The organism is Paenibacillus silvestris (assembly GCF_009882985.1).
Classification (GTDB): domain Bacteria; phylum Bacillota; class Bacilli; order Paenibacillales; family NBRC-103111; genus Paenibacillus_E; species Paenibacillus_E silvestris.
Genome location: NZ_WTUZ01000021.1, coordinates 247229 through 273491 on the forward strand (window position 1 = coordinate 247229; position 26263 = coordinate 273491).

25 protein-coding genes, 1 riboswitch and 1 other annotated feature are annotated in these 26263 nt (G+C 46.1%); of the genes, 22 read left to right on the forward strand and 3 right to left on the reverse strand.

Annotated features, from left to right (window positions below; genetic code table 11):
- Positions 1 to 139: 139 nt before the first annotated feature.
- From lysA to ytfJ, 12 genes are all read left to right on the forward strand, one after another.
- Positions 140 to 1471 (forward strand): diaminopimelate decarboxylase, encoded by a 1332-nt coding sequence (gene lysA / locus GQF01_RS19775; protein WP_161408447.1) that lies wholly within the window; start codon positions 140 to 142, stop codon positions 1469 to 1471.
- Positions 1472 to 1907: 436 nt separating this feature from the next.
- On the forward strand, positions 1908 to 2339 hold the full coding sequence (locus GQF01_RS19780) for a peptidylprolyl isomerase (protein ID WP_161408448.1): 432 nt from the start codon (positions 1908 to 1910) through the stop codon (positions 2337 to 2339).
- A 220-nt stretch (positions 2340 to 2559) separates the two neighbouring features.
- Entirely contained in the window at positions 2560 to 4140 is a 1581-nt protein-coding gene (locus tag GQF01_RS19785; protein WP_161408449.1) for a sensor domain-containing diguanylate cyclase, read from the forward strand.
- Between the two features lie 68 nt (positions 4141 to 4208).
- Positions 4209 to 4389: riboswitch (FMN riboswitch) on the forward strand.
- A 234-nt stretch (positions 4390 to 4623) separates the two neighbouring features.
- On the forward strand, positions 4624 to 5733 hold the full coding sequence (gene ribD, locus GQF01_RS19790; protein ID WP_161408450.1) for a bifunctional diaminohydroxyphosphoribosylaminopyrimidine deaminase/5-amino-6-(5-phosphoribosylamino)uracil reductase RibD: 1110 nt from the start codon (positions 4624 to 4626) through the stop codon (positions 5731 to 5733).
- Between the two features lie 16 nt (positions 5734 to 5749).
- Positions 5750 to 6421, forward strand: a complete 672-nt coding sequence (ribE, locus tag GQF01_RS19795; RefSeq protein WP_161408451.1) for a riboflavin synthase — start codon at positions 5750 to 5752, stop codon at positions 6419 to 6421.
- Between the two features lie 42 nt (positions 6422 to 6463).
- On the forward strand, positions 6464 to 7690 hold the full coding sequence (locus tag GQF01_RS19800) for a bifunctional 3,4-dihydroxy-2-butanone-4-phosphate synthase/GTP cyclohydrolase II (RefSeq protein WP_161408452.1): 1227 nt from the start codon (positions 6464 to 6466) through the stop codon (positions 7688 to 7690).
- A gap of 55 nt (positions 7691 to 7745) precedes the next feature.
- On the forward strand, positions 7746 to 8216 hold the full coding sequence (ribH, locus tag GQF01_RS19805; protein WP_161408453.1) for a 6,7-dimethyl-8-ribityllumazine synthase: 471 nt from the start codon (positions 7746 to 7748) through the stop codon (positions 8214 to 8216).
- Complete coding sequence (locus GQF01_RS19810; protein WP_161408454.1) at positions 8216 to 8854, forward strand: site-2 protease family protein; 639 nt, start codon at positions 8216 to 8218, stop codon at positions 8852 to 8854. Before ribH ends, GQF01_RS19810 begins: the two co-directional genes overlap by 1 nt.
- Before the next feature lie 16 nt (positions 8855 to 8870).
- Entirely contained in the window at positions 8871 to 9662 is a 792-nt protein-coding gene (locus GQF01_RS19815) for a segregation and condensation protein A (protein WP_161408455.1), read from the forward strand.
- A complete protein-coding gene (gene scpB, locus GQF01_RS19820; RefSeq protein ID WP_145656000.1) occupies positions 9646 to 10248 on the forward strand; it encodes an SMC-Scp complex subunit ScpB in 603 nt (200 codons plus the stop codon). Before GQF01_RS19815 ends, scpB begins: the two co-directional genes overlap by 17 nt.
- 93 nt (positions 10249 to 10341) lie before the next feature.
- Positions 10342 to 11049: a DUF2953 domain-containing protein gene (locus tag GQF01_RS19825; protein ID WP_161408456.1), complete on the forward strand. Its 708-nt coding sequence runs from the start codon at positions 10342 to 10344 to the stop codon at positions 11047 to 11049.
- 116 nt (positions 11050 to 11165) lie between these two features.
- Positions 11166 to 11660, forward strand: a complete 495-nt coding sequence (gene ytfJ, locus GQF01_RS19830; protein ID WP_161408457.1) for a GerW family sporulation protein — start codon at positions 11166 to 11168, stop codon at positions 11658 to 11660.
- Positions 11661 to 11712: 52 nt separating this feature from the next.
- On the opposite strand, the gene GQF01_RS19835 is transcribed toward ytfJ, so the two are convergent.
- Positions 11713 to 13008, reverse strand: coding sequence for an ArsB/NhaD family transporter (locus GQF01_RS19835; protein WP_161408458.1), 1296 nt, complete (start codon positions 13006 to 13008; stop codon positions 11713 to 11715).
- A gap of 257 nt (positions 13009 to 13265) precedes the next feature.
- On the opposite strand from GQF01_RS19835, the gene GQF01_RS19840 reads away from it, so the two are divergent.
- The 9 genes from GQF01_RS19840 (at position 13266) to GQF01_RS19880 (ending at position 22655) form a co-directional block, all read left to right on the forward strand.
- A complete protein-coding gene (locus GQF01_RS19840; protein ID WP_161408459.1) occupies positions 13266 to 14459 on the forward strand; it encodes a D-alanyl-D-alanine carboxypeptidase family protein in 1194 nt (397 codons plus the stop codon).
- A gap of 24 nt (positions 14460 to 14483) precedes the next feature.
- On the forward strand, positions 14484 to 15083 hold the full coding sequence (locus GQF01_RS19845) for a nucleoside recognition domain-containing protein (RefSeq protein WP_145655343.1): 600 nt from the start codon (positions 14484 to 14486) through the stop codon (positions 15081 to 15083).
- 6 nt (positions 15084 to 15089) lie between these two features.
- Positions 15090 to 15623 carry a spore maturation protein gene (locus GQF01_RS19850; RefSeq protein ID WP_145655342.1) on the forward strand — a complete coding sequence of 178 codons (534 nt, stop codon included), beginning with the start codon at positions 15090 to 15092 and terminating at the stop codon, positions 15621 to 15623.
- A 61-nt stretch (positions 15624 to 15684) separates the two neighbouring features.
- Positions 15685 to 16431 carry a pseudouridine synthase gene (locus GQF01_RS19855; protein WP_161408460.1) on the forward strand — a complete coding sequence of 249 codons (747 nt, stop codon included), beginning with the start codon at positions 15685 to 15687 and terminating at the stop codon, positions 16429 to 16431.
- Positions 16432 to 16518: 87 nt separating this feature from the next.
- The gene (locus GQF01_RS19860) at positions 16519 to 17052 is read left to right on the forward strand and encodes a redoxin domain-containing protein (RefSeq protein ID WP_161408461.1); all 534 of its coding nucleotides are present in this window, start codon (positions 16519 to 16521) and stop codon (positions 17050 to 17052) included.
- A 35-nt stretch (positions 17053 to 17087) separates the two neighbouring features.
- Positions 17088 to 18749, forward strand: coding sequence for a cytochrome c biogenesis protein ResB (resB, locus tag GQF01_RS19865; RefSeq protein ID WP_161408462.1), 1662 nt, complete (start codon positions 17088 to 17090; stop codon positions 18747 to 18749).
- Positions 18746 to 20005, forward strand: coding sequence for a cytochrome c biogenesis protein CcsA (gene ccsA, locus GQF01_RS19870; RefSeq protein WP_161408463.1), 1260 nt, complete (start codon positions 18746 to 18748; stop codon positions 20003 to 20005). Before resB ends, ccsA begins: the two co-directional genes overlap by 4 nt.
- 39 nt (positions 20006 to 20044) lie before the next feature.
- Complete coding sequence (locus tag GQF01_RS19875; protein WP_127451191.1) at positions 20045 to 20758, forward strand: response regulator transcription factor; 714 nt, start codon at positions 20045 to 20047, stop codon at positions 20756 to 20758.
- Between the two features lies 1 nt (position 20759).
- Positions 20760 to 22655: a HAMP domain-containing sensor histidine kinase gene (locus GQF01_RS19880; RefSeq protein WP_161408464.1), complete on the forward strand. Its 1896-nt coding sequence runs from the start codon at positions 20760 to 20762 to the stop codon at positions 22653 to 22655.
- Positions 22656 to 22780: 125 nt separating this feature from the next.
- Here the strand turns inward: GQF01_RS19880 and serA are convergent, their stop codons facing one another.
- The gene (gene serA / locus GQF01_RS19885; RefSeq protein WP_161408465.1) at positions 22781 to 24361 is read right to left on the reverse strand and encodes a phosphoglycerate dehydrogenase; all 1581 of its coding nucleotides are present in this window, start codon (positions 24359 to 24361) and stop codon (positions 22781 to 22783) included.
- A 73-nt stretch (positions 24362 to 24434) separates the two neighbouring features.
- Positions 24435 to 24667, reverse strand: a binding site (T-box leader).
- Positions 24668 to 24905: 238 nt separating this feature from the next.
- Between serA and GQF01_RS19890 the strand changes: the two genes are divergently transcribed.
- On the forward strand, positions 24906 to 25229 hold the full coding sequence (locus tag GQF01_RS19890; RefSeq protein ID WP_328803491.1) for a rhodanese-like domain-containing protein: 324 nt from the start codon (positions 24906 to 24908) through the stop codon (positions 25227 to 25229).
- A gap of 76 nt (positions 25230 to 25305) precedes the next feature.
- Here GQF01_RS19890 and GQF01_RS19895 read toward each other — a convergent pair whose 3' ends face one another.
- Positions 25306 to 26226, reverse strand: a complete 921-nt coding sequence (locus GQF01_RS19895) for a hypothetical protein (protein ID WP_161408466.1) — start codon at positions 26224 to 26226, stop codon at positions 25306 to 25308.
- Positions 26227 to 26263 lie beyond the last annotated feature (37 nt).

Consider the following 26263-nt stretch of genomic DNA (forward strand, 5'->3'; position numbering starts at 1 on the left):
CTTGTCCTTTTTACGATTTAAGGCAGGAGGGATATTGTCAAATACGCTTTTCCTATGTTACTTTAAATAGTAATGCGCATTCGGCCGTTTGAGCGGAATATGAGTAGCAGCAGGTTCAAGGTGAGGGGGAAATGAAGCTATGTATTTGCATGGTACAAGTAAAATTAACGGTCAAGGTCACCTTGAAATCGGTGGTGTCGATGCAACGAAGCTGGTTGCTGAATATGGTACACCTTTATATGTGTTTGACGAAACGCTTGTGCGTGAACGTTGTCGCGAATTTGTAGATGCTTTCAGGGCGTCTGGTCTCAAATTCCAAGTGGCTTACGCAAGTAAAGCTTTCTGTGTGATGGCAATGTGCCGCATTGTTGAAGAAGAAGGAATGTCCCTTGATGTTGTTTCTGATGGTGAGCTATACACGGCTCTTCAAGCTGGATTCCCAGCTGAGCGGATTCATTTTCATGGCAATAACAAGACGATTGATGAAATCGAAATGGCGATTGATGCGAAAATCGGCTGTTTCGTCGTAGATAACTTTATCGAGCTTCAAATGCTGAACGCTATTGCTGGTGAGAAGCGTCAGAAGGTGAAAATTTTACTGCGTATTACGCCAGGTGTTGAAGCACATACGCATGAATATATTTCCACAGGCCAAACGGATTCCAAGTTCGGTTTCGACTTAGGCAACGGCTCCGCATTCCGCGCGGTAGAAGAGGCTTCCAAGCTTAGCCATTTGGAGCTGCTCGGTATTCATTCGCACATTGGCTCGCAGATTTTTGAAGTGGAAGGTTTCCGCATGGCTGCTGAGAAAATGGCAAGCTTTGCCGTTCAAGTTCGTCAAGAAATTGGCGTTACGTTCAAAGTTATTAATCTTGGCGGAGGCTTTGGCATCCGTTATGTGAATGAAGATACACCTCTTCCGGTTTCTGTGTACGTGAAAGCTATTACGGATGCGATCAAAGATAATTTCGGGCGCAACGAATATCCGCTTCCAGAAATTTGGGTAGAACCAGGCCGCAGCATCGTGGGAGATGCTGGAACGACTCTCTACACGGTTGGAACATCCAAAGATATTCCGGGAGTACGCAAATATGTATCCGTTGATGGCGGTATGACAGATAATCCGCGTCCTGCCTTGTATGAGGCTGTGTATGAGGCTATGCTGGCGAACCGTGCTTCAGAGGAGCCTACAGAGGTCGTATCGATTGCTGGCAAATGCTGTGAGAGCGGCGATATGCTTATTTGGGATTTGAACCTCCCGAAAGTAAACTCAGGTGATGTGCTTGCAGTCTCTTGCACAGGCGCTTATAACTATGCGATGGCAAGCAACTACAATCGTATCCGCCGTCCAGGCGTAGTTTTCGTAAGCGAGGGGCAAAGCGATCTCGTCGTGAAACGTGAAACATTCGACAACATTGTCGGGAACGATCTGATTCCTGCAAGAATGAAACAAGTGAGCAAAACGGTATAAAATAGACAACAGCCTGGATCTCCAGGCGGCGTATAGGCTATCCCTCAGGTTATTCGCGACCTGAGGGATGGTTTTTTGAATTTGAGGGAACTATGGTCCGCTAATTCACTGAAAATGCGCTATTTCCACGTGTGTGGGGAACTACGTTCCGCTATTTTACCCCATTCCTCTGATAAACCTGCTTTGAGGGCAATCTAAGTGCTTGCAGTTCCGCTCAGAGAGGAAACAACCCATTTTCCTCCAGATAGAGGACTCCAGTTCCCTCCGTCTGGGTAAAGCTGTAGCGGTACAGTCCATCACACTACGTTATTTGGGAATTTGTACTAGCCAAGCCGGTCTTATTCAAGGCAGAATTATACGTGAGATGTAGCTATGTTTGTGAAATGCATGTTTTCATAGTAGAATAAGATATTATTGTCTAAAGGAGTGGACCACAATGGCCAAACAAGCAAAAATTAAACTAGCAGGCGGTGGCGAAGTTCTAATCGATCTATTCGAGAATGACGCGCCAAATACCGTTGCCAACTTTGAAAAATTAGCAAACTCCGGTTTCTATAACGGACTTGTTTTTCATCGTGTAATTCCAGGATTCGTCGCACAAGGCGGTTGTCCATCCGGCACAGGAACTGGTGGCCCAGGCTACCAAATCAACTGTGAAATCAACCCTAACAAACATGAGCGCGGCTCCTTGGCTATGGCTCATGCAGGCAGAAACACTGGTGGAAGCCAATTCTACATCGCTTACCAACCACAGCCGCACCTTGATGGACAACATACTGTTTTCGGTAAAGTGTCCAAAGGTATGGAATTAGTCGATGCTTTCAAAGGCAAAGATTTGATGGAAAAAGTAGAAGTTGTAGAAGTTTAATTCTTACAGCTCTGCATAGGGAAGAACCTGCTGATAACTTTCAGCAGGTTCTTTTTTGTGCGCCAACCTCCCTTCATGTGAAAGGTTTCGAGGTTTATATTTACAAATAAATACATAAGTGTGTTGAAAACTAATATTCTAACTCGCTCTTAACGTAATTTTTCTAACACTTCTCTAAGAAAATAGGAGCCGTAGCCAAATTGCTAACGGGAGAGAAGTTATGGCACGTAGAAGAGATTTTAAACTGAGGGCTTTGGTCGACATCCTGATTCTTGTATCTGTTCTGACGACGTTAAGTGTAAGTATTATTGTGGCGTATCATCACGAGAAGAAATCGTTAACGCAAACGACATTTGAGTTGAATAAAATATATGCCGATAAAATTACAGATACCGTTAACGGTCTTTTCGTTAATTTGAAACAAGGATTTGAGGTCACAGGGGCTTATATTGTCAAGGATATGCAGAGTGAGAAAATGGGGGAAATACTAGATTTACTTCAGCAAAATCATACAAGTCTGGATTCGATCACTCTGATTGACCGTTCAGGAGTAATAATCAACACGACCTCAAATCTGAAACGTATGAAGGGAAAGAAAATCGCAGGTGCCATAGAAGGGTTATTTTCTCAGCATCTAGCAGGGATTTCCGATCCTTTCCTGATGGATTCTGACGTACTATCTATTGCTATCCTTCAACCTCTCCTAAGTGACGACGGAGAGTTTCAAGGAGCGTTAAGCGGGACAATCCGGCTGCATGAGTCGAACTTGTTTAATACGCTGCTCGGGGACTATATGCAAGATGTAGATGGCACATATGCCTATGTGGTGAGCTCCTCAGGAAAGCTGATTTACCATCCTGACCCCACCCGTATCGGTGATGACGTTTCGCGCAATGCGGCCGTACAAGATGTTTTGAGAAGGATTGGCGGCGTGCAGAGGGTTACAAACACCAAAGGAGTTGATATGCTGGCTAGCTATACGTATATCAAAGAGTCCGGCTGGGGAATTATTGTGCAGACACCAACGGAATCCGTGCTTGACGACTCTCGCCATCTGGTACGGCAAATATTGATTTATGTTGTCCCCATTTTGCTTGCATTTCTAGTAGTCATTTATGTGGTTATCGGTAAAATGGCGGAGCCGCTGGTGAAGCTGGCTAATTATGCTCAGAGGCTTACGGCTAGCAATTTGATCCAAGATGAGCCTCCACGCATTCATTCTTGGCTATATGAGGCTAATAAACTTCACAGAGCGTTTGGACTGGCTGTAAGACATTTGCGATCAGACTTTGACCATCTTTCACTCGATGCACAGACGGACGCCTTAACGGGCTTATATAACCGCCGAACGCTCGAAGCTTATTTGCATAATTTGATTTCAAATGAGAAGTCTTTTGGATTTCTTGTCATGGATATTGACCGTTTTAAATTAGTAAATGATAAAGATGGTCATGAAATGGGGGATAGAATCCTGCAATTCGTTGCTGCAACGATGCAAGCTTATGTGAATAGCCAAGGGGCTTGTTTCCGCTATGGCGGCGAAGAGTTCGTTATTTTATTACCGAATATGACGATGGGAGAAGCCATGGCAAAGGCTGAATGCATTCGAAAGTTAGTTCAATCATCCAAAGGACCCAAAGGGAAAAAAGTAACTTTGTCCATCGGAGTAGCGTCATATCCCGAGACAACCCATGAAGCTGATAAACTGTTTGAATTAGCAGATAAAGCGTTATATCGAGCTAAAAACTTAGGACGCAACCGGGTTGAGGCGGTGCAAAAAGAGTCGCTTTTTGGAGGGTGAGGTAAAAAAGGCCTTGCTTTTTCGATGAGTGAGTGATAAATTTTTCATAAGTTACTTTTCATATGTGTGCAAACCTTCGGGGCGTGGTGAAATTCCACACCGGCGGTGATTCGACGGCAGGTTCTTTATCTGCTATCGATTAGTCCGTGACCCGTTTTGAAGCTAGCGGTACCTGATATACAGCTTCGCTACGGCTGACCCGGTGAGAATCCGGGACCGACAGTATAGTCTGGATGGGAGAAGGAATACGCGAACATTAGATTCGCTATGCATGCTTGTACATTTTTTCACGAGAACAAAAATTCGGCAGGTCTATGCTTTCGCATGGCTGCGTCGTGCTTGTTTGATTTGATCAAAAATGCAGCAAGTGTGGATGGATGAAGCTTCTTCGTGTTACCTAAACAATCTCTGGCCCCTATCCGATATACGGAGGGGCCTTTTTGCATTCTTATTACAAATAGCTTGGAAAGGCAGTGAACACACATGCATGTCATGAATGATGAAGCTTATATGAGGCTGGCTCTGCAAATGGCCGAGAGTGCTCTTGGTCAAACAGGGATTAATCCCGTTGTCGGATGCGTTCTGGTGAAAGAGGGACGTATCGTGGGGATGGGGGCGCATCTGAAGCGCGGACATGGCCATGCTGAAGTTCTTGCCTTGCAGATGGCAGGCGAGGAAGCGAAGGGCAGTACGGCATATGTTACACTCGAGCCGTGCAGTCACTTCGGCAAGACGCCGCCGTGCAGCGACCGTCTCATTGAAGCCGGTGTTACCCGTGTTGTCGTTGCGGGTACAGATCCGAACCCGCAGGTTGCGGGCACGGGAATCGCCAAACTGCGTGCCCATGGCATCGACGTGTCCGTTGGGCTGCTGGGAGAGGAAGCCTCAGTTATGAATGAGGCATTCAATAAATACATCGTCACGCGGATGCCCTTCGTTACACTGAAAACGGCCAGCACGCTCGATGGCCGCATTGCTTCCAAGACAGGCGACAGCAAGTGGATCACGTCGCCTGCATCTCGCGCATTCGTCCATACCCTGCGCCATCGGCATCAGGGTATCATGGTCGGCGTCGATACCGTCATCGCCGACGACCCACGCTTAAGCGCGCGCGGCGACGTACCGGCTGTGCAGCCGGTGCGGATCATCGCGGACTCGCGCTTGCGAGTCCCGCTGGGCGCCCAGGTGCTCACCGAGCAGGATCGTCAGCCGACGATCCTGCTCGCCACCGCACAGGCGCCCGCCGAGCGGCGTGCCGCGCTGGAAGCGCGCGGCATCACGGTCCTCACCTGCGGGGACGGCCCGCAGGTGGACCTGACGCTCGCTATGCGGCAGCTCGGCGAGCGCGAGATCGGCTCCATCCTCCTCGAGGGTGGAGGCAAGCTGAGCGGCGCCATGCTGGAGCGGCGCCTGCTGGATAAGCTGGTGCTGATGTTTGCGCCGAAAATTATCGGCGGGGGGCAGGCAGCACCTATGAACATCACCTTCGAAGGCTTCGCGAAGATGGATGAAGCAATTACGCTCGACCGGTTGAAGGTCGAGCAGTTCGGACCGGATGTATGCCTAACGGGGTATCCGGTTTATCAAAGCTAACGAATGGAGGGCTGTCATGTTTACCGGCATTATTGAAGAAATCGGCCACATGCGCCGCATTCATAGCGTAGGTCAAGCTATGGTATTAACGATAGGTGCGAGAAAGATCCTGGAGGATGTTCATCTGGGAGACAGCATTTCGGTGAATGGCGTTTGTCTGACGGTCATTTCGTTTGATAATGAATCTTTTTCCGTAGACGTCATGCCAGAAACATACCGGAAGACGAATTTACGCAAACTGCAAGCTGGCACGCGCGTGAATTTGGAGCGAGCGATGGCGGCGAACGGCCGCTTCGGCGGTCACATTGTGCAAGGACATGTGGATTCAACAGCAACGATCATTTCACGTATCCCCGAAGAAAATGCGGTTGTTTATCGGTTCGAACCAGAGGATAAACACATTTTCCGATATATCATAGCTGGCGGCTCGATCACCATTGACGGGATTTCCCTAACGGTGGTTGATGTCACAGAGCGCGACCTGGCGGTTTCGATTATTCCACATACGCTGGCTCAAACTGTTCTGTATGATAAAAAAGCAGGAGATACTATTAACATGGAATGCGATGTTCTGGGCAAATATATGGAACGACTGCTAAAGTTCGGCCCTGCTGATGCCTCAGAAGGCAGCGGCAGAAAGCAAAGTACGCTTACTGCAAGCTTTTTGGCGGATCACGGCTTTATGTAAGGAGACTAACTTACAAAGATAGTTTGGTTAGGAGAGGTGAATATGACAGAAATCAAATTCAGTACAATCGAAGAGGCACTGAAAGATCTTAGTTTAGGGAAAGTAATCATCGCTGTGGATGATGAGGATCGTGAGAACGAAGGGGACTTTATCGCACTGGCGGATAAATCGACGCCGGAAGTGATTAATTTCATGATCAAAGAAGGCCGCGGGCTTGTTTGCACGCCGATTACGGAAGAGCGGGCTCAAGAGCTTGACTTGCCGCCGATGGTCGCTAGAAATACTGACTATCATGGAACTGCCTTTACGGTCTCTGTAGACCATATGGAGACAAGTACAGGAATCTCCGCACATGAGCGTTCAAGAACGGTTATGGGCTTGATCCATCCTGATACCAAGCCGCAGGATTTCCGTAGACCAGGACATGTGTTCCCGCTTATCGCCAAAAAGGGTGGCGTACTTCGCAGAGCTGGACATACAGAAGCAGCAGTTGATTTGGCTATATTATGCGGTTCTTATCCTGCTGCAGTTATTTGTGAAGTCATCAAGGAAGACGGGACAATGGCTCGGGTACCGGATCTTATGGAACTTGCCCAGAAACATGATTTGCGTATTATCACGATTCAAGATCTGATCCACTATCGCAACCAGCAGGAGAAATTAGTTGAGCGTGAGGTCGAAATCAAGCTTCCTACGGATTTCGGTACTTTTAAAGCGATCGCCTATACGAATCAACTGGATAACAAAGAGCATGTTGCTCTTGTCAAAGGGACAATTGACCCTTCCAAACCAACGTTGGTACGCGTACATTCCGAATGTTTAACTGGCGATGTTTTCCATTCTCACCGCTGCGATTGCGGTCCTCAACTTGATGCTGCATTAAAACAGATTGATGAAGAGGGCAATGGTGTATTATTATATATGCGACAGGAAGGTCGCGGCATCGGTCTAATCAACAAATTAAAAGCTTATGCTCTGCAAGAGCAGGGATTAGATACCGTAGAAGCGAATATTAAGCTTGGATTCGCTCCAGATCTTCGTGATTATGGCATTGGCGCGCAAATCCTCAAAGATCTTGGTATTACACAACTGCGTTTGTTAACGAACAACCCTCGCAAAATTAAGGGGCTCGAAGGCTACGGTCTTGAAGTCGTTGAACGCGTTCCGATTCAAATGGCCAGTAAAGAAGACAACGTGAATTATTTGCGGACGAAAAAACAAAAACTTGGGCACCTCCTGAGTTTTCACGATTCCGGCAGCGGGATCTAAATGGCATGACAAACTAACTAATAACGGTTTTTATATAGAAAAGGAGAATTTAATCATGGCTACAATTTATGAAGGACATTTAATCTCGCAAAATTTGAAATATGGTATCGTCGTAGGACGTTTCAATGAATTTATTACTTCCAAATTGCTTGGCGGCGCTCAAGACGCTCTGAAACGTCACGGTGTCTTGGAAAGTGAAGTTGATATTGCATGGGTACCAGGGGCTTTCGAACTTCCACTTATTGCTCAAAAAATGGCGGAGAGCGGGAAATACGATGCTGTTATTACCCTTGGTGCTGTCATTCGTGGGTCAACGCCTCACTTTGATTATGTGTGCAGCGAAGTTGCGAAAGGTGTATCTGCCATTAACTTGAAAACAGGTGTACCAACGATCTTTGGTGTTTTAACGACGGATTCCATCGAGCAAGCCGTTGAGCGTGCGGGAACGAAAGCTGGCAACAAAGGTTGGGAAGCGGCAGTAACGGCAATTGAGATGGCCAACTTGACGAAGCAATTCACTTCCTAATGCTTTCTTATTATCATCTGGAATCACTGCTTCCCAGGCTGCTCGCCTTCCTGATTGCTATGACGCTCCATGATGCTGTACATGCAGGAGTTGCTTGGCTGCTCGGTGATCGAACAGCGCGGGACAGCAAACGTTTATCGCTTAACCCCTTGGTACATTTAGATGCCTTGGGGTTGGCGATGATTGTTTTTGGACCATATGGCTGGTCGAAGAAAATGCCCGTGGAGGCTTTGCAGTTTAAAAAGCCGAAATTATATCATACAATCGTGTATGCAGCAGGTCCTTTTACCAATTTGCTGCTCGCTTTGTTCTTCTGGTGGCTCTATTTCTTTCTTCCATCATTTTTTGGAGGAGCATCCGAGTCGATCGTTGTGGAACAGTGGCGAGTCTATTTGCAGTACGGCGTCATTGTTAATCTCATGATTACATTCATACATATGTTACCGCTTTATCCGCTAGATGGCTGGTATATACTGAAAGGCCTTATTCCTCCGCAAAATCAAAGATGGATGGATCGCAATCGGCGATATGCACTTATTCTTGTCATCGTTTTGATGATTACACCTACAGGGCAATGGGCGCTAGAACATGTCTATCCGTTTGCCGCGCAGTTTGTTATGAATATATTTTCACTATGACAAGGGGGAGATTAACATGAAAGTTACCTATAAGTTAGAAGCTTTTGAAGGCCCCCTTGATCTTTTGCTGCATCTAATCGATAAAGATGAACTTGACATTTATAATATTCCAGTCAAAGAAATTACAGATCAATATCTGGCTTATGTACAAGCTATGCAAGAGTTGGAGTTGGAGATTACAAGTGAGTTTCTTGTTATGGCTGCTACGCTTCTCTCTATCAAAAGCAAAATGCTGCTGCCTAAGCCGCCTGTTATTGAATTTGACGAATATTTTGACGATATGAACGATGAGCTTGATCCTCGCGCAGAGTTGGTCGCTAAACTTATTGAGTACAGAAAGTACAAGTCTATCGCTGATATGCTCAGAGACAAAGAAGTAGAGCGGAGCTTGGTGTATACGCGTGAGCCCGAAGACTTGACGCCGTTCTTGCCTCATGTGCAGGAGAACCCTGTTGAGGGGCTGGACGTGGCTGATTTGTTATTCGCTTTTCAGCGGACACTTCGCAAGCTGGTGAACCGCAATATTGTTACTAGAATTCGAAGAGATGAGATTTCCGTCAAGGAACGGATTAGAGAGGTTATGGATTTGCTAAAAGTAAAAGGCGGCAAGCTGCTTTTCTCGAAGTTGTTCGATTACGAAATGACCCGGGAAGAGATTGTCGTCACCTTTTTAGCCATTCTTGAATTGATGAAAATGAAAAAAGTCGTATGCTATCAATATCAATTATTTGAAGATATCGTTATTCAAGCCAAAGAGGAGGTCTCTGACATTGACACTCAGTTTTCCACAGATGAAATCAATTATTGAAGGACTGCTCTTTGCCTCTGGTGACGAGGGATTGGACGCCAAGCAGTTAGCTGAGGTCATGGAGCTTGATTTGTACATCGTTCGTGATTTGCTTAAAGATATGCGAACGGAATTTAAACGCAAGGGAAGAGGAGTTCAGATTGTCGAGGTGGCAGGTGCTTACCAGTTAACCACATTGGCTGAGCATGCGCCCTATTTTGAGCGTCTGGCTTATACGCCTTCTCGTTCCTCTTTATCTCAAGCTGCACTTGAGACTTTATCCATTGTTGCTTATAAGCAACCAATTACAAGGGTAGAAATCGAAGAAATACGTGGCGTGAAATGTGATCGTGCTTTGGCAACCTTAGTAGGAAAAGATCTTATTTTAGAAGTCGGACGGGCAGATGCTGTAGGTAAACCAATCTTGTATGGGACATCCAAGCAATTTCTCGAGTATTTCGGGCTCAGCTCCATCCAAGAGCTACCGGATTCAGGCAGCTTCCAAGGCAATTTTGATTTGGAGGAAGAGACTCGCATGTTGTTTGACCGGATGGGCGGGGATCAGAAACAGATTACGCTCGATGATGTTTCGGAGGAAACCGAATAACCTAAATGCATTTCATTTCCTAAATTAGCTCATACTAACTCTACTTGCCAGAAGATATCTTCTAGCTGTGGAGTTTTTTTGTTAAGGGGGAGAATGGGGTTGTTGTGGGTAGGATTCGTGCTTCTAGTCGTCATCCTTGCCATTATCATTGTGCTGCTCAGTTTCATTCGGGGAGAGTTTTATTTCTCTAGGGTGAAAGATAATGACACACTTTCTTTGGAGATGCGTGCGTTATTTGGGTTAATCCGTTATCGCTACGTCATCCCCATTATACAGTTCAAGGGATTCACGAAAGGAATCCTTATTAAATCTGAAATCGTGAGTAAAACATACGCGAAGCTGAAAGATGAAAGCAAGGATCATATTACGAAGGACAAAGTGATTCAATTTTATAAAGAGACAAAAGACGTCCTGGTTCATACTCTTAATCTGTATGATTGGACGAAACAAACCTTAGCTAAAGTGGAATGTACAGAGCTCAAATGGATTACACGCGTGGGTGTGGGAGATGCCCCGGAAACGGCTATTACGACGGGAGCGATTTGGGGGATCAAATCTTCGCTTCTAGGGTTTACCATGCGTTATGTTCAGGTGAAAGCAACACCGCGGGTAGATGTGATACCGCAATTCAATGAGAAACATTTCTCAACGGAAGTAAGAGTTGCGGCCCGAATCCGCGTCTGGCATATGGTTTTTGCAGGTGTGAGGCTGATGGTTAGGGCATCTAAAGTAAAAGGCGGCATCCGCACCTGGATTCAAATAGCCCTCAAAGCAAGGTCGCGGCTTAAAACAGCTTCATGATGTACATAACGATATTCCTCTAAGGGTACTCTAAAAAAGAACCAATATTGGTCTTAGACGATTAAGCTTCCGATGCCAGTTTTTAATGGCGAAAAACGCTAAGGAGGAATATTATCATGTCAGAACACCCAATTCAAGGTCTCATGAAAGTCGCCATGGAAAATATCAAAGAAATGGTCGACGTGAACACGATTGTCGGAGACCCGGTTGAAACCCCGGATGGCAGTGTCATAATGCCAATATCCAAAGTCGGTTTCGGATTTGCGGCGGGAGGCAGTGAGTTCGTGACCGATTCCGAAATTGAGATTGATGGCGGCTCGATGGGCAAAAGCGATGCGCTGAATGCGAAGGTTTCCCTTCCATTCGGAGGCGGCAGCGGCGGAGGGGTTTCCATTACACCAATTGCCTTCCTCGTTGTTGGCAAAAATGGCGTTAAGGTTGTTCCTCTCGACAACCAGACGCATATTCTGGAGCGCCTCATAGATTCTGCGCCGCAAGTCGTAGACCGGATTCAAAGTATGATCAAAGGCTTCAACACGAAGCAAGGCACAGTCGGAACAAACGGCGCGAACAACGTAACGAATATCGAGAATCAAAATTTCATCGTTTAAGTGATCGGTTATCGTCTGGGCTGTCCTCTGTGACAGCTTTTTTTCATTGTGCTCACAGTAGGTAACGAAGATAAATATAAACATGCGCTAGAAGCAAAGAGACCAACGTAATAGGAACGCCTACTTTTAAAAAATCCAAATAGCTAAAACCCTTCCCCTCTTTGGCCGCGAGGCCAGCCACGATGACATTCGCTGATGCACCGATAATGGTGCCATTTCCACCTAAACAAGCCCCTAAAGCAAGTGACCACCATAGCGTGTTGATTGGCGCTGAATCTACGGCAAGGCCGAGTCCGTCAGCCATATCTTTGATGAGAGGTATCATGGTAGCGACAAACGGAATGTTGTCAATGGTTGCTGAAGCCAGACCGGAGCCCCAAAGAATAAGCAAAGAGGCGCTTTGCATATTGCCTTCTGTCACGTCCAGCGCAAGCATGGCCAGCTTTTTAATGAGTCCAACCTCTTGAAGTCCCCCGACTAGGCTAAATAATCCCGCGAAGAAGAAAATCGTCACCCACTCAATCGAGGCCAAAGCTTTTTCCACATCGTGCTCTTTTAATCCGAAAAGCATGAGTAAAACCGCCCCTGTAATCGCAACAACTGCCGCGTCTACATGAATAACTGCATGTAGCATAAACCCGATAAGGGTCAGAGCTAAGATAATAAGAGATTTGATCATTAGCCGCTGATCTTTGATAACCTCTCTCTCATTCATCTCCATCAATTTGGCTTGGCGCTCAGGATTGGGATGCATCTGCTTCCGGAACATGAGGTAAAGCATGACAAGCGATACAATCATAATGAGTAGAGCAATCGGACCGAGGTGGAGCGCAAAGGCATTAAACGTTAAATGCGGATTCGCGGACCCAATCATGATGTTAGGCGGATCGCCTATTAGCGTAGCAGTTCCACCGATATTAGAAGCAATAATTTCAGCCATAAGAAAAGGGACAGGATTTATTTCCAATATGCGTGTGATGGCGATTGTAACGGGGACAACTAGTAAAACGGTAGTTACATTGTCCAAAAGGGCAGAACCAAACGCAGTTAATGTGGCTAGAACAAGCAAGATCTTCATAGGATCACCTTTGACAGCTTTGGCGGCGCGTATGGCAACAAACTGAAATACACCTGTTTGGTTTGTAACACCGACTAGAATCATCATCCCGATTAGCAAGGTGATGGTTTCCCATTCGATGTACTGCTTGAATACGTTGTGAACATCCAGAATACCCGCGAATACCATGATCACTGCACCTAGTAAAGCAATTACCGCACGATTAATTTTTTCCGAAATAATGAACGCATAAGTGACTAAAAAGATAATTAAAGCTATCCATGTAAGCATCGTTGACCTCCATCATGTTCCAATTTAGTTATGACACAAGCGAGCGGTTCTTAACCAGATTTCCCGGGAGTACCCGAAAACGGCAAAAAGGAGCCTGTAATGACAGACTCCTCCGGTGATCTCGTTATTCAATTCCAACTCATTATACCGATGCATGCTCATTTTGTAAATAACAGGACTTGGACATATCCCCATTTCAAAAGCATATACTTGTACAAAGTTTTTGTCTTGTCTATTTGGTAAGTAGGGGGATAACGATGAAGAAAAGATCTAGGTTCATCATCTTGTGCAGCGCACTGATCAGTCTATTGCTCGCACCTTGGGCGCAAGTGGATGCAGCGCCTCCGGGCATTCGTACCCATGCAGTTGGCGCTTCGCTAATTGACGTAGAGTCCGGACGCATCCTTTATAGTGAAAAAGGGGACACGCCTATGCGAATTGCCTCCTTGACCAAAATCATGACCGCCATTATCGCGATTGAACAAGGGAAGCTGAATGATAAAGTGAAGGTCACGAAAACGGCCTTCGGCAAAGAAGGCTCATCGATTTATCTAAAACTCGGTGAAGAGATGAGGCTGCATGATATGCTCTATGGCTTAATGCTGCGCTCAGGGAATGACGCTGCTACGGCCATTGCGGAAAATGTAGGCGGAAGCGTGGAAGGTTTTGTCTACCTAATGAACGAGAAAGCGCGATCGCTTGGCATGGATCATTCGCATTTTACGAATCCTTCCGGGCTTGATGAGGGGGAAGGTCACCGTTCCAGTCCAAACGATATGGCCAAGCTTACCGCTTACGCGCTTAAGAATCCAGTGTTCAAGGAAATTGTCTCGACGAAGCTGAAAAAAGTGCCAAACCCGAATGAAGCATGGGACTATTCGTGGTTGAACAAAAACAAAATGCTCTCCCTCTTCGAAGGAGCAGACGGTGTGAAAACAGGTTACACGAAGCTGGCTAAGCGTTGTCTTGTGTCCTCAGCGACCAGGAACGGCCAACAGCTCGCTGTCGTCACGCTCAATGATGGCGATGATTGGGCAGATCACGCAAGGCTGCTGCAATACGGTTTTAATTATTACCCTCTGCAGACGATTGTGAACAAAGGCGATACCGTCGAAGGGACGCCTTGGGTAGCGGGCAGAACGTTCTCTTATCCTTTAGCAGAAGGAGAATCGGCCCAATTGACGCATCAAGTGAAACTGGTTGATCCTGCTTCGACGTCGTATCGATTAGCCGAGCGGGGGACTATACAGTTTTCACTTCAGCAGAAACTGATTCAAACGGTGCCAATCTACGATAAGGCGAGTCCGTTGTTACAAGCGCAGAGTCAGTCTACATTCTCTTTTCAAGAGAGTAAGCCTTATCAAGAGACGCTGCTCTCCCATTATAGTTTAATATGCCGGATGTTAATTCAGGAATTGTTTTCGATCTCTAGATCAGAGTGGGCGGACTAGAGAGTTCGCAAGGAGGCCATCGATATGGTGAACTGGATTTGGTTGTTTTTTATCGTCATCGGCTTCGTTGTTGCTGCTTTGAATGGGAATATTGAAGCCGTGACACAAGCAGCTTTCGACGGTGCGAAGAGCGGCGTGACGGTCTGCTTCGGACTCATTAGCGTGCTTGTATTTTGGATGGGCATGATGCGGATCGCCGAGGATGGAGGCCTTCTGAGCAAGCTTGCCAGATTACTGCAGCCAGCCGTTCGTTTCTTGTTCCCGAGCGTCCCCAAAAACCATCCGGCTATCGGTTACATCATGTCGAACATGAGCGCTAACATCCTTGGTCTGGGTAATGCGGCAACGCCGATGGGGATCAAAGCCATGCAAGAGCTGCAGAAGCTCAATGGGGATAAGGACACAGCAAGTACTGCGATGTGTACGCTGCTTGCATTGAATACTTCAAGCATTACGTTAATTCCTACTACGTTAATTGCCATACGAATGAATTATAACTCCGTCAACCCCGCGGAGATCGTGGGAACAACGCTGATTGCTACGATAATCTCGACGGCTGTTGCTATTTTTGTGGATCGATGGTACCGAAGGTCTCGCTCTCCCATCCCTCCTCTGAAAGGATGATTACGCATGTATGCCTTCGTTTCTCTCATCTCTGCATGGGCCATCCCCATCATGATCGTGTTCATCCCTTTATATGCGGCTTATCGGAAGGTGCCTGTCTATGAATCGTTCGTCGACGGCGCCAAGGAGGGCTTTGACACAGCAATCAAAATCATTCCGCATCTGGTCGGCATGATGGTAGCCATTTCGGTATTCCGCGCATCGGGTGCGATGGATTTGTTAATTGGCTGGATGCGGCCCTTCTTTGAGAGTATCGGCGTTCCTACCGAAGTTCTGCCGCTGGCCATTTTACGCCCGATAACTGGAGCGGGCTCCCTCGCTTTTACGACCGATTTAATCGAGCAATTCGGTCCTGACTCTATGATTGGCCGAATTGCCTCTACCGTACAGGGAAGTACAGATACAACCTTGTATGTGATTACGGTGTATTTTGGAGCGATTGGCATTCGTAAGGCAGGGTATGCCTTGAAAGTAGGGCTGATTTCCGATCTCGTTGGCTTCGTTGCGTCGATTGTCATCTGCTATTTAGTGTTTAGCTGAGCCCGTGCTCTTGTGATTTGCAGTCAACTCCGTTATCATTAGCTTGAGGTGAAAGCGGATAATGGAAAGACTGCAAAAGGTATTAGCCGAAGCGGGGGTCGCATCCCGCCGGAAATGTGAAGAAATCATCACTGCGGGACGTGTACAAGTGAACGGTGAAGTTGTCACGACGCTTGGCGTTAAGGTGAACCCGGCTGAGGATGAAATCAGAGTCGATGGACGAGCTATCGGCCAACAAAAGAAGATATATGTGATTTTACATAAACCAAAGGGTGTCATTACAAGCGCGACAGACCCTGAGGGACGTAAAGTAGTTACAGACTTCTTGCCAGGCATAAGAGAACGCGTGTATCCAGTCGGTCGATTGGATTATGATACGGAAGGCTTGCTCATTTTAACAAATGACGGGGAATTTGCTCATCTGCTCACGCATCCTAAGCATCATGTACCGAAGACGTATCAAGCAACTGTCAAAGGCGTGCCGCACGGAACGTTATTAGATAAGCTAAAAACGGGCATACAGTTAGAAGACGGGCTGACAGCACCTGCTGAGGTTGAGTATGCGGATGTGAATTTAGAGAAGAATGAGTCCGTCATTCAGATAACGATCTACGAAGGCAGGAATCGACAAGTCAGACGGATGTTCGAGGCAATTTCCTTCCCAGTGATCCGCTTGAAACGGATTAAATTCGGTCCAATCTTTCTTACAGGCCTGCCAAGATCGAAGTATCGCCACTTGACGCCCAAAGAGGTTGAGGAGCTTAGGAACGAGGCTCTCAAGACACATAACGTTCAAAAAGGCCAATAAGAATTGGCCTTCTTTTCGTTATAATAAAGATATTCCCTCTATGTGAAAAAACTAACATAGCTAAAGAAAAAGCGAAGGTGATTAATCGTGGGTGCAAGAAAGAAATGGGTACAGATCGGGATCTTTGCGATCGTGCTTATTATTGGCGTGTTTACCATTATTACGAATTTGTCGGCTTCTGACAGTAAAAAATATCCCCAAGTTGGCGACAAAGCGACGAACTTCTCGTTAGTCGGCTTAGATGGCAAGACACATGAGCTATCGGAATACAAGGGAAAGCCGGTGTTGATTAATTTCTGGGGCACTTTCTGTCCGCCGTGCAAGGAAGAAATGCCTGCTCTGCAAAAGCAGTATGACAAATGGAGCAAAGAAGGCGTCGTATTCTTAGAAGTAAACGTCGACAAAAACAAAGTGACAGTACAAGGCTTCATGGATCAGTATAGCTTGAATATGCCTGTGCTGCTGGATGCGAAGGAAGTTGTGCGCAAGCAATATGGCGTAATGGACTATCCGACGACTTTCTTTATTAGTGCAGACGGCAAAGTAGCCGTCAAAAAAATTGGGCAAATGACAGAAGCTTTTGTTGATGAAACACTCGCGAAGCTTGCCGTTAAGTCTTAATCAGATTGAATGCTTAGAGTTTTCAGGAGGTCATCATGTTCTACAACACCAAATGCGATTGTGGGCATCAGAACCCCACAGGAACAACGCTCTGTGAATCCTGCGGGAATCCGCTGATCGATACGGATGGCAGAGATATACTTGAAATGCGCTATGACGGTATGGCCCGCCGTTCGCAGAAATCCAACCCCTCTATTTTAGATAAAGTCTGGAATTTCTTCTCCTCGGTTAAAATAGCGGTATGGATTATTTTCATCACCTTGCTGGCTTCTGCCGTTGGTACGATCTATCCACAAGAGAACACGTTTTTAGATATGGATCCTGCGCAGTATTATTCGGAAACGTACGGGAAATTGGGAACGATATATCACTTTCTCGGTTTATCACACACATTTAACTCATGGTGGTTCATCACCTTGCTGTTTATGATCGGAACATCACTTGTCATTTGCAGTTTGGACCGTGTATTGCCGCTTTACCGTGCTTTGTCCAAGCAACAAATCCGCAAGCATCTTAATTTCTTGACTCGGCAAAAGGTTACCCTAGTGACAGATTTGCCACAAGGAACAGATGAAGCAGCGTGGACGGATAAGCTTGGCGTGCTTTTACGCAAAAAAAATTACCGCATACATAAGGATGGGACGGCACTTCTGGCCGAGAAATACCGTTTCAGCCGTTGGGGCCCTTATATTAACCACATTGGTCTTATTATTTTTCTGATCGGTGTCTTAATGAGAAGCATCCCAGGTTGGCATATGGATGAGTATATGGGTATTCTGGAAGGTGAAACCAAAGCCATCCCCCATTCATCTTATTTTATTAAAAACGAAAAGTTTACTTTAGAGCTTTATGACGAAAAGGATTTACCTGAAAGCATCAAGTCCAAGGGACAAGTCGTACCCAAAACGTATGAAACTCAGGCTGTTCTGTATCATTGCACGGCGAATTGTGATGATTCTACGAAAGAGCCGGTTTTGGAAGAAGTGCATAAAGCGAATATTTTGGTGAATCATCCTCTAGATTATAAAGGTTTGCAAGCGTATCAATTTGACTACAAAGCGACGCCGCTACTGATCTCGGTCAAACCAACATTAAGCAATCCTACAACGGGTGAAACGTATGGAAGTTTCGATTTGCCGATGAATAACCCGAAGGATGTTTATCAAGTAGGGCCTTACAAGCTGACATTAAAAGGGTTCTTCCCTGAGTTTGGCTTAGAGAAAGGACAACCTATCTCCAAGTCGAATGAGCCGAAAGCTCCAGCATTTATTTTTAGTATTACAGGCCCGGGGTTAGCTGCAAATGGTGAACCGTACTTGTATTTCCCAAGACAAATTGATAAAGAAGCATTCTCCCAAGACACGATCAACGGAGCGATTAGCCAGAAGCTGAAGATCGCGGTCGGAACCATGGAAGGCGTGCAGTTTGCCAACTATACCACTTATCTGAACATCCGTGTAGACAAAGCAATGCCTTATATTTGGGTTGGTTCCGCGATATTCATGATTGGGGTCATTATGGGCTTTTACTGGCAGCACCGCCGTATCTGGATTCGCATCGACGAAGGTAAACTTACGCTCGGTGGACACACGAACAAGAACTGGTTCGGCTTACGTAATGAGGTTGCAGCAGCCTTAAAGAAAAATAACTTGGAAGTACTGCCGAAATCATTAGACAATGGAGGGAACCAGGGGTGAATGTCAATTCAGTCAGCAGCACCTTTTTACTTATAGCGTTTTTCGTTTACCTGGCAGCATTTTTGCTTTTCGTCCTCTCGATTACAGGTAAAAAGTGGAGTAATCGTGATCCGGAGCAGCATCAGAGACAGTGGGGGTTCGCAGCCTTCCTGACCTCAGTTGTCGGCTTTGCCTGCCAAGTGACGTTCTTTTTTACAAGATGGGCGGAAGGGAATCATATTCCGACTTCGAATATGTATGAATTCATGACCTTCTTAGGGATGATGATCATGTTTGCTTTCTTGATCGTTTATCTCATTTATCGCACACCAGTACTTGGTGTTTTCGCATTGCCGATCGGATTTATTATCATTGCTTATGCCTCTGTTTTTCCGAGCGAGGTACAGCCTCTGATTCCGGCTCTGCAGAGTTACTGGCTGAAGATCCACGTAACGACAGCTGCAACTGGAGAAGCATTCTTCGGCGTCGGTTTCGCTGGCGGACTTATGTATCTGCTGCGTGCTGTGGACTTTAAAGGCACAAGCAAAACGGAAAAGCGCGAACAAAGAGGCGTAGAGCTAACCCTCTTTTTTATCCTAATGCTAATCGCATTTATTGCTTCTATTTTTACATTTAACGGTTCAGGCTATAAAGCTGTATTCTCCAAAGAGGTCACCGTTATGGATGCGCAAGGCCAGCAGCAAACGAATATTCAAAACGAGACTTACGTACTTCCTCCAATCGTGAAGCCTTACAATACGAAAGTGGTTGAAATGAAGCCGTTCTTAGGTGTGAAGGAACCTTTATTTACAGCACCATCTTGGATGGAAGGCGCGAGTGCGGGGCGTAAACTGAACACGGTAATTTGGTCCATTCTCGGTGGCCTTGTGCTTTATTGGCTAGCCAGACTAGTTGCTCGCAAACCTCTAGGGGCTGCTATTGGTCCAATCGTCAAAGGCATGGATCCTGAGGATCTCGATGAAATCAGCTATCGGGCTATTGCTATCGGCTATCCGATTTTTACACTGGGCGCATTGATATTTGCGATGATTTGGGCTCAGGAAGCGTGGGGACGATTCTGGGGCTGGGATCCCAAAGAAGTATGGGCATTGATAACTTGGTTATTCTACGCCGTATTTTTACATCTTCGGTTGTCCAAGGGTTGGCAAGGTAAGAAGTCAGCATGGTTAACCGTTATCGGCTTTATTGTGGTGATGTTTACGTTAGTTGGGGTAAACCTTGTTATTGCGGGGCTGCACTCCTATGCAGGTGTATAAAACAATTCGAACTTAATTTAGATAAGGATGTGAAGCTCCATGGAAATGAAAGCTAGCATACTCGTTGTTGATGATGAAGAACGTATTCGGAGATTGCTCCGCATGTATTTAGAAAAAGAGGGCTATATCATTGAAGAAGCAGAGGATGGCGAGAATGCCCTGCGCATGGCGACAGAAACAGACTATGACTTAGTGCTGCTTGATGTCATGCTCCCTGGCATTGACGGAATTGAAGTTTGTGCAAGGCTTCGCCAGGTGAAGTCTACACCCGTCATCATGCTGACAGCCAAAGGGGAGGAAACGAACCGGGTCAGCGGATTTGAAGTTGGGGCGGATGACTATGTCGTGAAGCCGTTCTCGCCACGCGAAGTTATTTACCGCGTTAAAGCGATTTTGCGCCGGTCTTCAGCTACGGCGTATCTATCCAAGGATGCGAGCTCGAGCAACAACATTGTGTTTCCAAACTTGATCATTGAACATGATGCACACCGCGTTACTGCAGGTGGTCAGGAAGTGGCTTTAACGCCAAAAGAATACGAATTGCTGCATTACTTGGCTGTTTCACCGGATAAAGTATTCTCACGTGAGGAGCTCTTGAAGGATGTTTGGAACTATGAGTTTTTTGGAGATTTGCGGACGGTCGATACCCATGTCAAAAGACTGCGTGAAAAATTAAACAAGGTTTCCCCGGATGCTGCTGCGATGATTACGACCGTGTGGGGAGTAGGCTATAAGCTAGAGGTGCCTAAATAACGTGTTTATATTCAGAACCGTCGTAGGTAAGCTTTGGTTGACAATCATTGGCCTAGTTGGGGTAGTACTGCTCATACTAGGTCTTTTTCTTGTTAATTATATGGAAAATTATTTCTCCCAAGCGAAGGATCAAACCGCAAACATTGAGAAGCTAGCTCGGAACTTTTCAGAAGAAGCCTCTCATCATATGTATAATGAACAGTTTTATCAGCTAAGCAACGAGCTTTTAGGCTTTCAGGATGCGAAAATGCTGGTTATTTCTAGGGAAATGAAGGAAATGACGCTGCCTTCCACCTTAGGAAATACGTTAGGTGGTTTCCATGCTACGGATTTGTATACGGATGCTGAACTACAACGTGTATTTGCTGGGGAAACCATCGATAAATCGATTAATAAGTCTAAAATTGGTCGTTTAAAAGCCGGGGAAGAGTATCTGGTTGTAGCTGTTCCATTGAAAAATTTGCAGGGCAGCATTGCTGGGGCAACCATTATTTATCAATCCCTGCAATCGCTTGAAGCGACACAGTCCTACATGCTCAGATTGTTCATCTATGTATCCATCGTTGGTTTCCTGATGACTACTTTCTTCGCTTTCTTCTTGTTCGCAAAAATCACAAGGCCGCTTCAGCAGTTGAAAAAAGCTGCGGATTTCATCACTAGAGGAGAATACGGGACTAGAGTACCGATTATATCCAAGGATGAAATTGGTGAATTGGCTAAGACGTTTAATCATATGGGAGAGAAGATGCAGGAAAGTATTCGAGAGCTTTCCCAAGAGAAAGAGCACTTATCGAGTATCTTGCACAGTATGACCGATGCGGTAATCACGTTGGATGCGAATGGTTCAGTTATGCTGACCAATCCGCAAGGGGAGAAGATCGTGCAGGAGTGGAGCACGATCGAATGGTCGGAGGATGATGAGGAGACCAAACGGTACCGGAAACCTGATACAGCGCTCGGTGATTGGGGTTTAACGAGCTACAGCAATCCGTTTTTGATTCCGATTCCTGTTCCGCTGATTCCCCTCTTTGAAGCGGTTGTGGACGAATCAACGGAAGCGGCAACCAAGCTGCATGTCCAGAACGGCGTATGGTCAGTTGCCATGACGCCATTATACATGAGCGAACAAAGCGAAGAAGTACGCGGCGCGGTAGCGGTTCTCCGTAATGTGACGGAGGAAGAGCTTCTCGATAAGCTGCGCAAAGACTTTGTGGCGAACGTCTCGCATGAGCTGCGTACGCCGATCTCGATGCTGCAGGGCTATAGCGAAGCCCTGCTGGATGACATTCCCTCCACGCCGGAGGAGCGCGTGGAGCTTGTGCAGGTCATCCACGACGAGTCGCTCCGCATGGGGCGACTCGTCCGTGACCTGCTCGATCTGGCGCGGATGGAAGCCGGCCATCTCGAGCTTGCCATCAGTGAGGTCGATGTCGACTCACTGATTAAGCGGATGCACCGCAAGTTTTCGGTGCTGGCCAAAGAGCGCGGCATCGCGCTAAGCGTGACGCTGCCGGATAAGCCTCTCATCCTCGGACGAGGGGATGAGGACAGGCTGGAGCAGGTGCTGACGAACCTGCTCGACAATGCTTTCCGGCATACGGCCTCAGGGGCCAGTATTGCCATGAAAGCGGAGCCGGCTACGTATAAGAATAAGCCGGCGATTCGCATTGAGGTCTCCGACCAGGGGCAGGGGATACCTGCCAATGACCTGCCGTTCATCTTTGAACGGTTCTACAAAGCGGATAAAGCCCGTACGCGCGGTTCATCGGGAGGCACGGGCTTGGGTCTGGCGATCGTGAGAAATATTATAGAATCACATTTCGGGATTGTCACGGCGCAGAGTGTGCTGGGGCAAGGCACAACGTTTACCATATTACTACCTTGCGAAACCAATTAATGTCACAATTTCGACACAAAAGAGGCGTTTGCTGTGAAAACTCACAGCAAACGCCTTTCATTTTGTAGAATATTCAGACAAAATCTTGTTGTTCGTGAAACACTTTGTACCTTTTGGTGATCGGATTATACGGTAAGTGCACGAACATTCACGATTTCAGCTTGTGTCGACAGGTCGGCCAACACTTCAGATGGTGCTGGTTTGTCGATTGTCAGAACCATGATGGCAGATCCGCCGATCACTTTACGGCCTACTTGCATCGTTGCAATGTTCACATTGTTGCTTCCTAACAGCGTTCCTACACGACCGATGATACCTGGTTTATCGTTGTGGGAGATAAGCAGCAGGTTGCCTTCAGCGGCAAAGTCAACTGGATATTGATCGATACGTACGATACGTTCGCCGTAACCAGAGAGCAAAGTTCCAGCAAGCGTTTTTTCTTCTTGTTTTGTTTTAACGGTAACTGTTACAAGGTTTGTGAAAGTGCTTGATGAACTCGATGTTTGAACAACGATGTTCACATCGCGTGATTTAGCCAAGTGCATGGCGTTAACGATGTTAATGCCTTCCAATTGGTTCTGGAAAACACCTTTAACAATGTAACGAGTTAATTGGCTTGTATCGACATCAATCAAATCACCAGCATAATTGACAACAATTTCATAGACAGCGCCTTGTGCGATTTGACCAAGAATGGAACCGATTTTTTCGCCAAGTCCGAAGTAAGGTTGAAGTTTGTTCAAGACATTTGCTGGTACTGGCGGCAAGTTAACCGCATTTTTGAATGGCTCATTGCGCAAAATGTGAAGGACTTCTTCCGATACGTCAATTGCAACGTTTTCTTGCGCTTCAATTGTAGAAGCACCAAGGTGAGGAGTTACGATAACTTTCGGATTGTTCAAGAAAGGGTGATCCTTTTGTGGAGGCTCTACTTCAAATACGTCAAAAGCGGCGCCAGCAACGATACCTTGATCGATTGCTTCAACCATCGCCATTTCATCAATAATTCCGCCGCGTGCACAGTTAATCAGGCGCATGCCTGGTTTCATGATTTCGAATTGAGGCTTGGAGATCAAGTGACGTGTTTCAGGTGTAAGTGGTGTGTGGACAGTAATGAAGTCGGCTTTCGCAACGATCTCATTAACAGTTCCAAGCTTAACGCCTAGTTTCTCTGCACGCTCTTCCGTTAAGAACGGGTCATACCCGATAACTTCCATGCCGAATACTTTCGCGCGTTTGGCTACTTCGCTTCCGATACGTCCCATTCCTAGGATACCGAGTGTTTTGTAACGAAGCTCAACACCGATGAACTTACGGTCCCATTCACCGCCAACTGTTTTCTTATAAGCTTGTGGAATCATACGAGCAGTGGACATCATCATGGCAAAAGTAAGCTCGCAAGTGGCGATTGTATTACCGTCTGGTGCATTGATAACAATAATACCGCGTTTTGTTGCTGCTTCCAGATCAATGTTGTCTACGCCAACGCCTGCGCGGCCAATTACTTTTAGTTTAGCTGCCGCATTCATAATTTTCTCTGTAACTTTCGTTTGGCTGCGAACCAGGAGAGCGTCATATTCACCAATGATGGAAACGAGCTCATCTTCGGATAGACCAGTTTGTTTTACCACTTCAACATCAGCTGCATCATAAAGCATTTGAATTCCCATGTCACTAATTGGATCGGATACTAGAACTTTAAACATCATTCGAACCTCCTTAGAATATGAACATAAAAAAAACTCCCAACCCTCCGGAATAGACACGGATGTCTATATCCAAAGGGACGAGAGATTGCTTTCGTGGTACCACCCTAGTTCGCTCCCCATTCGCATGAGAAGCCTCAATCGGTCTAATGACCTGGAACTGTAACGTGTTCCTGTTCCGACTGCATCTACTAAACTTCAATGCAATAACTCTGGAGTGCTCCGCAAAATGTTCGTTACCGATTCTCACCAACCATCGGCTCTCTGAAAACTACTTTACTTGCTTGGCTCCGTCAACGCTTTACTGTGATAGAATTTTCATTAGATTACCATGCTGTTGAAATCGTGTCAATACATGTCGAATCATTTTCATCAAATCTACATAAAAGCCCTGTTTGACATCGATGTGATAGCATTTTTGTTTATTTTAAAGCAACGACCCTTAGAAAGCAATGCTATTTTTGCTTGTATTTTGTCACGATTTTCGCTAATGTACTGATAAATAGGAATTGTATTTGCAGCAGGCTAGGGAGGAAGTGCATAAGTGGACATATCAAGTATTCACCCGCAGAAATTTGTTGAAGCACTTGATCAACAGACGTTGAAGGACAGCATCATTATTGATGTGAGGGAACAACATGAATGGGATTTTTATCATCTTGATGAAGCTAAGCTGATCCCCATGGGGCAGATTCCACATCGTTTAGGAGAGCTGCCAGAAGATCAAGATATTTATCTCGTATGTGCGCATGGCGTGCGCAGCTATCGGGTTGCTGAGTATTTGCAAGAGAATGGGATCGATCGCGTTATTAATGTAGATGGCGGCATGGCCGCAGTAGCGATGCTCCGCGGTTTTCAATACGACTGAGTAGTATCTATTGGCACCAAAAAGGAGTTAAGCACCTTGAGGCCGCTTAACTCCTTTTGCTATCATAATCGATATATTAATTGACATCCGAGAAGAACGGCAGCTGTGGCAGCTGTTCGTTCGTATACCATTTGGCCTTGCCTTTCACAAAATCGCCGGATCGAACGGCATTTGTACTTAGCAGAAGATCCATCGTTTGATTGACGTCATTGACGTTCAGTTTCTTGGCTTGTCCAGAAGCGATAAACTCATCAATGCGGATCGTCAAATCTTGTGGGTAAAAGGGTGCAAACGATTTGTTTTTTAGAAGTTTTGCGGTTATGTATAGATTTTTGACATTTAAATTCATTGCACGCCACTGATCTAAGTTAGCATTATTAGCAGGATCGAAATTTTCAATGTCAGGATCAATTGTTCCGTTCCAAGCAACAATAGAATCAAAGTAATTTTTCTGAGCCGTTAGCGCCTGGGTTTTCGCTTCTACGAAATAAGCGTCTTTTTGAATGGCATCGAGCAGTTGTGGTCCGCTCAGCCCATTGGCCTTGCTCTGATAACTTTTCAGCGTGTCCGCAAAAAGCTTCAAGCTTTTGAGATACCCTTGATGCGACTGAACGAGAAGCGGTGAGGTTGCCGGCATGTTCTTGCTTTGGAGGGCAGCATATTTCTCGTCAGCTAGCTTGTTTAATTCTTTCAGCACGGCAGAGGCGTCAATGGTTGAATTGCCAGCTTCGATTTGACTCATCAATTCAAACCATTTATTCTGAAATTCCCTAAAGGGCAAAAAGATGGTATGGTAGTAAGAAACGAGTACTTGCTGGTCGTAGGCTCCATATTCTTGCGCCACCGCCTTGTCAGCGTGCAATATTTTTTCGTATTTCTGATCCGATTTTTCCTGCCCGATTTTCAATCCGTAGAAGAAGGCGCCGAGGATACAAACAAGCATAAAGATAAACATGAGGGCAAATAAATAATCAGTGCGGGTAAGACGCTTATCCATAATCAAGCTCCTTATTCTCTCTTTTTCTTTTAACTTA